The organism is Planctomycetota bacterium, assembly GCA_035574235.1.
Taxonomy (GTDB): Bacteria; Planctomycetota; MHYJ01; order MHYJ01; family JACPRB01; genus DATLZA01.
The window spans coordinates 86,294-97,102 of sequence record DATLZA010000102.1 but is presented as its reverse complement, the minus strand read 5'-3'; the positions used below and the strand labels follow the sequence as shown (position 1 = coordinate 97,102).

The window sequence follows — 10,809 nt, the reverse complement described above, 5'->3', positions numbered from 1 at the left end:
ATCATTTTGATCGTGCTCGTCTTGCCGGCGCCGTTGGGGCCGAGCACCGCGAAAAATTCCCCCGGGGCGATCTCGAGCGACAGGTTGTCCACGGCCACCTTGCGGCCGTAATGCTTGGAGACGCCCTGGAGGGAAATCATGAGGTCAGCGCCCCCGGCGCACGTCCGGGACCCGCCACGCGTACCGCTCGGCCTCCTCCGGAGAGAGCTCCGCGCGGTGTTCGAGCACCACGGCGCAGGCGATCTTGTTGAACTTGAGAAGGTGCCGGAGCACCGTCCCGTCCTCGTCCACCCAGAAGACATAGTCCCAGAATTCCCGCGTCGGGTCGGCGCGGACTTCGACTTTGTAGGCGATGACCTCGCGGCCCCGGTCCTCCACCGGTTCGCGCCCCACCACGGCGGCGTACATCTCCGTAACCGTGAGCCCCTGCCCCTGCCCGGCGGAGGCCACGGAACCCGGATCAAGCAGCCGCAGGCGCCACTTCTTGCCTTCGGTGAGCCGCACCCCGCCCTGGAACGGGAAGAACGTATCGGCCAGCGTCGCCTCCCGCGGAAATTCCACGAGCTTGTCCCCCTGAACGAGCCCGCCGAGAAGCGCGTAGGTCACCCGGAGGTGGCTCCCCAGGCGCCGTCCCGTGATGGAGAGAGGAACCCCCTGGCTCGTCCCCCGCATCCGGAACTCGGAGAGCTCATAATTCGGATCCACGCGCACGCGCGTCACCAGGTGCGAGCGGTCGTCCGGGAGCGCGACCGCCGGAAGGAAGGGCCGCATCCGCATCACCAGGCGCGTCTCCATCCGGAAGCCCCCCTCCGGAAGGGGGGACAGGAGCGTCTCGCTTTCGCCGAGCGTTTCGGTTCCGAGCTCGATCCGGCGGCGCTCCGCCTCGGGGCGGCGCTTGCGGGCCAGGATCGCGCGATAATTGGGCGGCTGCGCGTACTCGAAATAGGGCCGGATCTCCTTCTCGAAAAGAAGCAGCATCATCGCCGCCCAGAGGAGGCCGGAAACCAGAAGCCAGGCGTGCCGAAGCATGGATCCTGTTCGATTATACCCCCCGGCGGGACGCGGCGGGCGCGCCGGCCTACTCGCTCAGGATGCACTCCGGCCGGAATCCCAGCGAGCTCAGAAGGCCCGCCCGAACCGGCGCCGACGATCCCCGCCAGCAGTCGGCGAAACCCGGCCGATCCCCCCTCGGGACGTTCGGGCCGCAGACGAACGCCCACGAGGCGTCGGGATCCAGATAGCCTCTCATCTCGCGACGCACCAGCTCCTCGGAGACGTACTCCCCGGCCGATCGCGAGAACACGTGCCGCACCCGGAAGCGGTCGGCGTGCCGCGCGCGGAGCTCCTCCCATTCGGCCCGGAAAAGGACATCCTCCTCGGCGCGGTTCTGCAGGATGAGGAGGTGCCGCTGGGGCCACCCGCGCGCGAGCGCGTGCCGGATCATCCCCCGGTTCGGCGCCACGCCGCTTCCGGCGCAGACGTGGAGAAACCCCTGCACGCCGGGTGGAGGCTCCGGCGGCAGGCAGTACCGCCCGAACGGGCCCGAGATCCGCACCCGCTCGCCCACGCGCGCCTCCCGCACGAAATACGAAGACACGCCCGGCTCCAGCCCGCGCGATTCCTTGACGGTGATCTCCAGCGTCCCGCCGTCTAGAGCGTCCGACGAGATCGAGAAATAGGCCGGTCGCGCGCGGCCGACCAGGCGGAGACGGAGCGCCTCGAACTGAAGCGGGTCGAGGCGGATGTGCTGCCCGGGACGGTAGGAAAACGGCCTGCCGCCCAGGTCGAGCCGCAGGGTCACGGCGTCCGCCGTTTCCGGACGTACTTCGACGATCCTGGTCTCGAGCTCTTCCATGGAAGCAGCGTCCAGAATAGCGCCGTCGTTCCCCGGCGGCAACGCTCCGCGCGCACCCGGGGTATAATCCCGGCGGGGAGGATTGCGGTGGACGGACATCGGGCGGTCGTGACCGGGGGCGGCCGCGGCATCGGCGAGGCCGTCGCGCGGCGCCTGGCCCGCGAGGGCGCGCGCGTCTTCATCTGCTCGCGCACCCCGGACGAGCTGGAGCGCGTGGCGCGCGAAACGGGGGCGGACTACGACGTCTGCGACGTCACCGATCCCGACCAGATCGCGCGCCTGGCCCGCAAGGTCGGCCCCGCCGAGATCCTGGTCAACAACGCCGGGATCGCCGAGGCCGCGCCTCTCGTGCGCACCGACCTGGACCTCTGGCGCCGGATCCTGGACACGAACGTGACGAGCGCCTTCCTCTTCTGCAAGGCGTTCGTGCCCGCGATGATCGAGCGGCGCTACGGCCGCATCATCAACGTCGCCTCGGCCGCCGGCAAGCGGGGGGCCGCCTACATCACCGCCTACGCCGCCTCCAAGCACGCCCTGATCGGCTTCAACTCGAGCCTCGCCGCGGAACTCCAGAAGTACGGCATCATGGTAAACGCCGTCTGCCCCGGCTACGTGGACACCCGGCTCACGCGGCACAACGTGGCACGCATCGCCAAGGCCACCGGGAGCTCCCGCGGCGAGATCCTCCGCAAGCTCATGGCCACGGCGGGGCAGACGGAGCTCCTGCGACCCGAGCACGTCGCCGAAGTGGTGGCGGCGCTGGCGCGCCCGGACTGCCTGCACACGGGCGCCGCGATCGATCTATAACAGCGCCCGGGCCTCCTCCAGGAACCGCCGCCAGAGCGCCTCCTCCAGGGCGATCGCCTTCTCGCGGTAGCCGGGAGGAAAGAGGCGGCGCTCGAACTGCGCGCCGTGGCGCTCCTCCTGGGCGAGGATCCGCCGGAGGGCTTTGCGCACGTCCTCGTTGCGCGTCCGCGCCGCGTACTCGGGGTAGACCTCGAGCACCCGGCGCTCCACCGCCCAGGCGACCCCCGGGTAATGAAGCGACGCGTCCTCCGACAGCGCGGAGATCCCCTGGTCCAGCCCCTGGAAGTATCTCCAGCCGGCCTCGCAGAAGCGCCCTTCCCGCCAGGACCGCCCCGCGCGGCCGCCCCGCTCCGCCACCGACTTGAGGAGGAACGCGTGAGACGCCTCCTCCGCCACGTGCCGAAGCACCTCAAGAGAGACGCGCTCGAATCCCACGCTCTTGACGATCTTCCGGCAGCCCACGTACTCCAGCTGACTCAGAAGCTCCACCCACTCCATTTCGAGCGCGGGGTCGCCCGAGATCCGGTCGAGAAACTCGCCCAGGGCCGCGTCGGCGGAAGTCTCGTTTCGCATCGTGCGGAAAGTCTACGACGCGCCCGGCGCGGTTTCAACCTCCTTGACTTCCGCCCCGCGTTTGGGAAAGACTGGGAGGCGTTTCATGAGCGGACCGGACGCCAAACCCCTGATCCTCGTGGCCGACGACGACGCCAATCTGCGGCGCATCCTCGGTCTTTTCCTCGCCCAGGCCGGCTACGCGACGCTCGAGGCCGCGGACGGGCGCGAGGCTCTCGATCTGGCGCTCCGGCATCGGCCGGACGCCGCGATCCTGGACGTCATGATGCCCTACCTCGACGGATTCGACGTCTGCCGGAAGATCAAGGAACACGCGGAGACGCGCCGGACGCCGGTGCTCATGTGCTCCGCGAAGAACCGCAAGGAGGACCTCCTCGAGGCCCTCCGCTCCGGCGCGGAGGATTACATCCTCAAGCCTTTTACCAAGGAGATCGTGCTCGGCAAGATCCGCAAGGCGCTCGCCGCGCGACGCGCGCCGCCTCCCCGCGAGACCTCCGACCGGCGCGACGCGCGCCGCCGCGTGAGCGGATGGTCCGTCTCCTGGGGGGCTCACCCCCACGAAGGCCTGGCGGCCGTCTACAAAACCCGCGTCCACGACATCTCGCTCAAGGGCTTCTCGTTCGAGTTCTCCCGCTGCGACCTCTGCACGGGCTACGAGCAGAGCACCGTTCATCCGCTGTGCCTCTTCGCGCGCCACGCCCGCCGGTTCCGCGAATCTCAGACCCTCGAATTCGTCCTGGCGGCGCCGCCCGACGTGGTGGTGGAAGTCGAGGGACGGATCGCCCACGTCTACCAGTGGCCCACCCCGCCGCACACGGAGAAGGTCGGCGTCGTGCTCACGCGGGTCACGGCCGAGGCGCAGCGCCTCCTCCAGGCCCACCTCGAAGGCGCCCCCGCGTGAGGCTCCTGCGGCTCGCCCCGATCCTCGTCGCCGTCCTGGCGGGATGCTCTTCCGCCCCCGAGGCGCCCCCCGCCTCCCTCTGGGCCGGCGTGGCGGTGGTGGACATCACTCCCGACCGGCCCGTTCCCCTGGGCGGCTACGGCCGCCGCGCGGGCAAGCCTCTCCAGGGGATCCACGACCCGCTCTACGCGAAAGCGCTGTGGCTGGAGACGCCGGAACGCGCGGTCTGTCTGGTCACGACCGACCTCGTGGGCTCGACCCTGGACATCCGCGACGCGATCCGCCCGGAAGGCGCGGATCTCATTCTGGCCGCGTCGCACACCCATTCCGGGCCCGGCGCGCTGGCCCGGGGCTTCTGGCAGGTGGCGATGGGGCGGTTCGACGCCGACTTCCACGCCGAACTCGTCGCCAAACTCAGGCGCGCCGTCCGGGAGGCGCGCTCCGTGCTCCTGCCGGCGCGGATCGCCTTCGCCCGCGGCCCGGCGCCCGGTTTCAACCGCAACCGCCGCCGCCCGGACGGCCCCGTGGATCCCGAGCTCCAGCTTCTTCTGGTAACCGACGCCCTGTCCCGGCCTCTGGCCGTCGTCGCCAATTACGCGGCCCATCCTACGCTTCTGTCCGACCGGAATTTTCTGGTGAGCGCGGACTGGCCGGGATTTTTCCAGCGGGCGCTCGAGGAGCGCGTGGGCGCGCCGGTTCTCTTCACCAACGGCGCTTCGGGGGATTTGGCCCCCCGCGCCCCGTCCGGTCGCGACGATTTCGAGAAATGCGCCGCGCTCGGGGACGCCCTGGCCGCCCGCGCGGCGGATCTTCTGGGGGAGATTGAAAAAACCGGGGGAGAGGCTAGAATAAACTATGTGGAGAGAGGGGTGGAGCTGCCGTCCCCCACCCTTCCGCTGGCCCCGAGGAAGAGCGTCCTCGGCGTCCTGGAGCTTCAGGGCGTGAAGATGTTCTTTTTTCCGGGCGAGCCCTGCGTGGAACTGGGCCTGGAGCTGAAACGGCGCTTTCCGGGCGCCTGGATCGTGGGATTGGCGAACGACCACCTGGGCTATTTCCTCACGGAAGAGGACTACAAGAACGGCGGATACGAGCGGACCGTGAGCTTCTACGGGCCCCGCATGGGACCGTGGCTGGTCGAACGGTTCGTCGAGTTAGGAGAGAGGGTCCATGCGCAAGATCGCCCTGGTGAACCAGAAGGGGGGCGTGGGCAAGACGACCACCGCCGTTAACCTGAGCGCGGCCCTCGCGCGCCTGGACCGGCGCGTCCTCCTGATCGACTTCGATCCTCAGGCCAACGCCACCGTGTCGCTCGGCGTCCCACCCCACCAGCAGAAAAGCACCAGTTACGCGCTCCTCACCGGCGCGCCGCCCGATCCGGTCCGGCTTTCCGACCGCCTTCACCTGGTTCCGTCGAACATCGAGCTGGCCGGCGCCGAAATGGAACTGGCGTCCGAAATCGGCCGTGAAACCGTCCTCCGAAACGCCCTCTCGGGGCTCTCCGGGTACGATTTCGTGATCCTCGACTGCTCCCCGTCCCTCGGCCTGCTCTCCGTGAACGCCCTCACGTTCGTCCAGGAGGTCATGATCCCCCTGCAGTGCGAGTTCCTGGCGCTCCACGGGATTTCGCTCCTGCTTCGGACGATCGAACTGGTCAAGAAGCGCCTCAATCCGGCGCTCGAAATCACGGGCGTCATCGCCTGCATGTACGACGCCCGCAAGAGCCTGGCCCGGGAGACCGTTCAGGAAATCGAAAATTACTTCAAGGACAAGGTCTTCCGGTCCCGCATCCGCACCAACGTCCGGCTCGCCGAGGCGCCCAGCCACGGGAAATCCATCTTCGACTACGCCCCCGAGTCTTACGGGGCGGAAGACTACCTGGCTCTGGCCCGCGAGGTGGCCGGCATCGTTCCGATCGTCCCCCAGCCGCCCGAACCCCTCGCCGTCCCCGTCCTGCTCGAACCCGCTCCGCCGGCGCCGGTGGCCGATCCGCCGCGGGCTTGAATCCCGGGGGGATCCCGGCGGATACTTCTACCCATGGATGCAACGTCCGCGAGGGTTCCTTGGCCGCGTCCGCCCTCGTAACGGCCTGGGACGTTCTGGCGGTCGCCGGCGAACGCGCGACCCTGGAAGTCGAAGCCGAGCGCCTTCGCTGCGCTTTCTGGGACCCTCCGCTGGAAGGGGCCGAGGTCGAAGTCGAGGGCCTGGGGAGCGCCACGACCGATGCCCGGGGCCGGGCCGGACTCCCGCTGGGCCCGCTGGAGCCCGGCACGTACCGCTATCGGGTGCGGCTCCGCTCGACCGGGTGGGAGGCGCCGCCGGCGGAGGCGCTCGTGTGCGCCGTCCCGAGGGAAACCCCCGTCTTCGTCACGGACATCGACCGCACGATCGCCGACATCTCGCCGCTCGGGTTCATCCTGCTCGGCAACGAGCGGGTGCGGCCGGTGGCGGGGGCGCCCGAGGCGCTGCGTGAAATCGCCCGGCGGTTTCAGGTGGTGTATCTGACGGCCCGCGACCATGTCTTCGCGGCCAAGACCCGGGACTGGCTGAAGCGGCGAGGCTTTCCGGAAGGCCCGCTCTATCTCCGAAAGGGCACCCGGTTCTGGGACACCTCGCCGCGGGACCACAAGATCGCGCGCCTCGCGGAGCTCCGGGCGCGCTTTCCGCACCTGCGCTGGGGGGTGGGCGACGTGCGGGGCGACCTCGAAGCGTACGCCGCGCACGGCATCGAAGGCATCCTTTTCGCGCCCCGGGGCCGGCCCGTGGCGGCGCCGGGCCGCGTCGCTCGAAGCTGGCCGGAAATTCTCACGCGCGTCCTCGATCGCTCGCCTTCGGAATAGCCTTTGGGCCGCCGTCATGAAGGATCCGATCGCGGAATCGCGGGACGCGCCGCGTCCTTCGTGATCCGCTCTTCGAGGTCCTGAGCCGTTACCCGCGTAGTAACCCGCGCGCCGAAGCATCGTATGTGTAGGTACCCGTGACCCTTTTGCAGGGAGACTCGGAATGAACCTTCTGGAATTTCTGCTTCTGCTGCTGGTGGCCGGCGTGGCCGGCGCTCTCGGTCAGGTGCTGGCCGGATACTCGCGAGGAGGCTGCCTGGTCTCGATCGCCCTGGGCTTCATCGGGGCGCTCCTGGGGTCGTGGATGGCGGGGCTTCTGGGACTTCCGGCCGTTCTCGTCGTGCGCATCGGAAACGAGCCGTTCCCCATCCTGTGGTCGATCCTCGGGGCGGCCCTTTTTGTGGCGGTGCTGGGATTCTTCGCGCGATCCCGCCGGCGCCCTCCGGAACCCGCCCGATAGCCTCCCCGCCGGCCCGGGCCCTACGCGAGCGGCGTCACCGGCGGCTGAGCGGCCAGCCAGGCATGATCGATCGCCCCCTCGTAGAACTTCTCGGGGTTCGTGAGCACCAACACCTGCGGGGCGATGAGTTTGTTCTCGGGATCGACCGCGAGCGCTTTCCGAAGCGAAGCGGCCGCATCCGCCGTCCGCTTCCGGCTCAGAAAGTTCGTGCAGGACTGCATGAGGATTTCGATGCGGGTGTTCTTCGTATCCACCCTGGGCTCGGGAACTCCGCGCCGCGCCGCGGGTCGGGCCAGAAGCTCCTCCACGCGGGCCAGAAGCGGCCGGTCCAGCGCGGTCCCCAGGAGCAGAATGCAGCCTTCCTCGTCGAGGAGGACCGTTACCGGAACCTCCTTGACGCCCCAGCGCCGCGAGATCGTGCACGTGGCGTCGATCCACATTTCGAAGGTCGCGCGTGCCCGGCGCAGGTACCGCATCGGATACTCCGGTCCGGTCACGTCGCAGGCGATGGAAATCGCGGCCGTTTCCGGGTGCTTGCCGTGGAATTCCTCGAGGAGCGGAAGCGCCTCCCGGCTGTCGGACCAGGAGGCCCACACGTAGACGAGCGCCTTCCGGCCCCGGAAATCGCGCAGCGCGCAGGACGTCCCCCCCATCGTCCCCAGCCGCGCGTCCGGAAGCTTGTCCCCGACCTTCCACGGAAGGCTCATGACGAACGGCTATTGTAACAGACCCCGCCGGCGCGGTCCACGATCGGCGCGACCGAACCTATTCGAGAACGCCCCAAGGTTTCGTGTTCAGCGATTGCGTTTGCGAAGGATCCAGTTTCCAGATCCGGTTCCCCCGAAAGACGAAGATCATGGGATTTCCGCCCTGACCGACACGAACGACCAGAACGCCGTCCTGACCGCTGAAGGCGCCCTCCGAGCTTTCCGAAAAGGTCATGGCCGGAGACGCCTGAGCCGACGGAGTCCAGTCGGCCGCAACGAATCCGAGCAGAAAAAAAAAGGGCCGCGATCCCCCCCGATCCCGAAGCCATCAAGAGGCGTTTCATGGGACATCCCTCCTATGTAAAAAGTTGAGCGCCTGGACGTGGGTGAAGCTTCCAGACACGAGTATAACCTTTATCCGCAGGTTCTCGCGCTTCCTTCGCAGAGGTTCCACGCGCCGATATAATCCCGCGATGCTCCGGGCGCGCCCCCTGGTCCCGCTGGCGGCGGGATTCCTGGCCGGCATCGCCGGCGCGCGCGAAGCGGATCCGCCGTGGCTCCTTCCCGTCGCCGCGGCCTTGGCGCTCGGCGCCGTGCTCGCCCTGTGCCGCCGCCGCGCGCCCTTCCTTCTGGCGCTTTGGGGAACCGCCCTCGGCGCGATCCGGCAGGAAGCCGCCGAGCTTCGCGACCCGATCCCCCTGACGGATCAGGTCGAGGGCACCGTGGCCGGCCCTCCCCGCTTCTACCGCTCCCTGGACGAACCCGAAGGCGCACCCCCGGCCCGAGCCTCCTTCGTCGTGGACCGCGTTCAGGTCCGCGCCTTCGGCCGCGAGGTGCCGCTCATCGGCGGCGAGCGCGTCCGCGTCCGCGGCCCCATGAAGCGCCCCAGACGCGCCACGAACCCCGGCCAGTTCGATTACGGCGCCTGGCTCCAGCGCCAGGGCATCGACGCCGTGATGACCCTCGAAACGCTCGAGATCCTGGAAGGACCGCCGGCCTGGAGCCGCGCCCGCGCGTGGGTCCGCTCCCTTTTCGACCGCGGTATGCGCCCGGAAGTCGGCTCCTTCTGCGCCGCCATCGTCCTGGGCCGCCGCGAACCGCTTCCGGACGACCTCGTGCGGAACTTCCAGCGCACCGGCACCGCGCACGTCCTGGCCCTGTCCGGCCAGAACCTCGTCATCGTCCTGGGGGCGTTCTGGACGCTCCTGACCCTCCTGGGCGTCACGGGACGGCCCCAGGCGCTCGCCCTTCTCGGAATCCTGGGCACGTACGTCCTTCTGACCGGACTGGAAATCTCCGTCGTGCGCTCCTTCCTCATGATCGCCGCCTTCTTCGGGGCCGACCTGGCCTGGCGGCGGCGCGACGCGATCTCGGCGCTGGCGGCCGCGGCGCTCCTTCTTTCGGCCGTCGATCCCGCCCAGGTGGCGGACCTGGGATTTCAGCTCTCCTTCGCGGCCGTCCTGGGACTTTCCCTCGTGGCCCCGATCTTCCACGCCCTCCCGGCCCCCGGCGGCTGGGCCTGGGAGCGCCTGCGGCATGCCCTGGCCGCCTCCCTGGCGGCGTGGCTCGCCACCGCTCCGATCATCCTCGAAGCCTTCAACCTTCTGACGCCCGTGATCGTCGCGGCGAACCTCCTCATCGTCCCCCTCATGACGCTCGAATTCGGCCTGGGCCTGGCCCACCTGCTCCTCGCGCCGATCGGCCTTGGAAGCCTCACGGGCGCGGCGGCCGGCGCGGCGTTCGACCTCCTGAGCGCCGCTTCCGGATTCCTGGGGTCCCTCCCTTTCTCCCACGCCTACGGCCCTTCGCCCGGCCCGGCGCTTCTGGCGGCCTACTACGCCGCGCTCGGCGCCTGGACGCTCTGGTGCCGCGCCGCTCCCCGCCCCTGGAAGGCGCTCGGGGCCGTGGCGCTCGTTTTGCCCCTGGGACTGGCGGGCCCGCTGCGCTACCGCGCCCCCGACGGCGTCTTCTTCGCGGCGCTCGACGTGGGCCGCGGAAGCTGCGCTTACCTCGAATGGCCCGACGGACGAAACCTCATGGTGGACTGCGGCAGCCTCGACGTCCGGGATCCCGGCGCCTCCATCGCCGCTCCCTACCTCTGGGAGCGCGGGGTCCGGCGCCTCGACACCCTCGTCCTGACCCACCCCGACGCCGACCACGTCAACGGCGCGCGCTCGCTCCTGGAGCTTGTGCGGGTCCGCCGTCTGATCGTCACCCGCGCCTTCGAGGGGTTCACGTGGCCCGCGGGGGTCGAGGTCGTCGTCGTCGAGCGCCTTCACGAACCGGTGCGGCTCGACCGGATGGAAATCCTGGGCCCGCCCGCGTGGGAAAAGTTCGGCCGCCCGGTCCCCCCGAACGAAAGCTCCATCGTCCTTCGCGCGGGAGGCGTCCTCTTCCCGGGCGACATCCAGGACCGCGGCGTCGAGGAACTTCTCACGCTCCCCGACCTTCGCGCGCGGCTGCTCGTCCTGCCCCACCACGGGAAGTACTTCGAGCGGCATGAGGAATTCGTGCGGCGCGTCGGGGCCGAAACGGTCGTCGTCAGCGCCCCCGAGGGATACTATTCGCCCCGCGTGGTGGAGGCTCTTCCCGTGCCGGCCCTCATCACCGGCCGGGAAGGCTGCGTGGAGAAACTTTTGAAATGATCCGCGCGGCTGTTACGATGACGG

12 protein-coding genes are annotated in these 10,809 nt (G+C 69.4%); 7 read left to right on the top strand and 5 right to left on the bottom strand.

The window, feature by feature from the left end; genetic code table 11:
- The 3 genes from VNO22_09165 to VNO22_09155 all read right to left on the bottom strand — a co-directional run.
- The coding region (locus VNO22_09165; protein ID HXG61532.1) for an ATP-binding cassette domain-containing protein at positions 1-140 on the bottom strand (140 nt) is incomplete at its 3' end.
- Positions 141-144: 4 nt separating this feature from the next.
- Positions 145-1,029, bottom strand: a complete 885-nt coding sequence (locus VNO22_09160; protein ID HXG61531.1) for a hypothetical protein — start codon at positions 1,027-1,029, stop codon at positions 145-147.
- A gap of 49 nt (positions 1,030-1,078) precedes the next feature.
- Positions 1,079-1,855 carry an FAD-binding oxidoreductase gene (locus VNO22_09155; GenBank protein HXG61530.1) on the bottom strand — a complete coding sequence of 259 codons (777 nt, stop codon included), beginning with the start codon at positions 1,853-1,855 and terminating at the stop codon, positions 1,079-1,081.
- 87 nt (positions 1,856-1,942) lie between these two features.
- On the opposite strand from VNO22_09155, the gene VNO22_09150 reads away from it, so the two are divergent.
- The gene (locus VNO22_09150; protein ID HXG61529.1) at positions 1,943-2,662 is read left to right on the top strand and encodes an SDR family oxidoreductase; all 720 of its coding nucleotides are present in this window, start codon (positions 1,943-1,945) and stop codon (positions 2,660-2,662) included.
- Here VNO22_09150 and VNO22_09145 read toward each other — a convergent pair.
- Positions 2,657-3,235: a ferritin-like domain-containing protein gene (locus tag VNO22_09145; GenBank protein HXG61528.1), complete on the bottom strand. Its 579-nt coding sequence runs from the start codon at positions 3,233-3,235 to the stop codon at positions 2,657-2,659. The two genes, VNO22_09150 and VNO22_09145, sit on opposite strands and share 6 nt — an antisense overlap.
- Before the next feature lie 85 nt (positions 3,236-3,320).
- Between VNO22_09145 and VNO22_09140 the strand changes: the two genes are divergently transcribed.
- The 5 genes from VNO22_09140 (at position 3,321) to VNO22_09120 (ending at position 7,433) form a co-directional block, all read left to right on the top strand.
- Complete coding sequence (locus tag VNO22_09140) at positions 3,321-4,136, top strand: response regulator (GenBank protein ID HXG61527.1); 816 nt, start codon at positions 3,321-3,323, stop codon at positions 4,134-4,136.
- Entirely contained in the window at positions 4,133-5,365 is a 1,233-nt protein-coding gene (locus tag VNO22_09135; GenBank protein HXG61526.1) for a neutral/alkaline non-lysosomal ceramidase N-terminal domain-containing protein, read from the top strand. Before VNO22_09140 ends, VNO22_09135 begins: the two co-directional genes overlap by 4 nt.
- A complete protein-coding gene (locus tag VNO22_09130) occupies positions 5,304-6,137 on the top strand; it encodes an AAA family ATPase (protein HXG61525.1) in 834 nt (277 codons plus the stop codon). The genes VNO22_09135 and VNO22_09130 overlap by 62 nt, the downstream gene beginning before the upstream one ends.
- Positions 6,138-6,196: 59 nt before the next feature.
- A complete protein-coding gene (locus VNO22_09125; GenBank protein HXG61524.1) occupies positions 6,197-6,973 on the top strand; it encodes a phosphatase domain-containing protein in 777 nt (258 codons plus the stop codon).
- A 163-nt stretch (positions 6,974-7,136) separates the two neighbouring features.
- Complete coding sequence (locus tag VNO22_09120) at positions 7,137-7,433, top strand: hypothetical protein (GenBank protein HXG61523.1); 297 nt, start codon at positions 7,137-7,139, stop codon at positions 7,431-7,433.
- 20 nt (positions 7,434-7,453) lie between these two features.
- Here the strand turns inward: VNO22_09120 and VNO22_09115 are convergent, their stop codons facing one another.
- Positions 7,454-8,140 carry a TlpA disulfide reductase family protein gene (locus VNO22_09115; GenBank protein HXG61522.1) on the bottom strand — a complete coding sequence of 229 codons (687 nt, stop codon included), beginning with the start codon at positions 8,138-8,140 and terminating at the stop codon, positions 7,454-7,456.
- A gap of 473 nt (positions 8,141-8,613) precedes the next feature.
- On the opposite strand from VNO22_09115, the gene VNO22_09110 reads away from it, so the two are divergent.
- Entirely contained in the window at positions 8,614-10,785 is a 2,172-nt protein-coding gene (locus tag VNO22_09110) for a ComEC/Rec2 family competence protein (GenBank protein HXG61521.1), read from the top strand.
- The last annotated feature ends 24 nt before the right edge of the window (positions 10,786-10,809 follow it).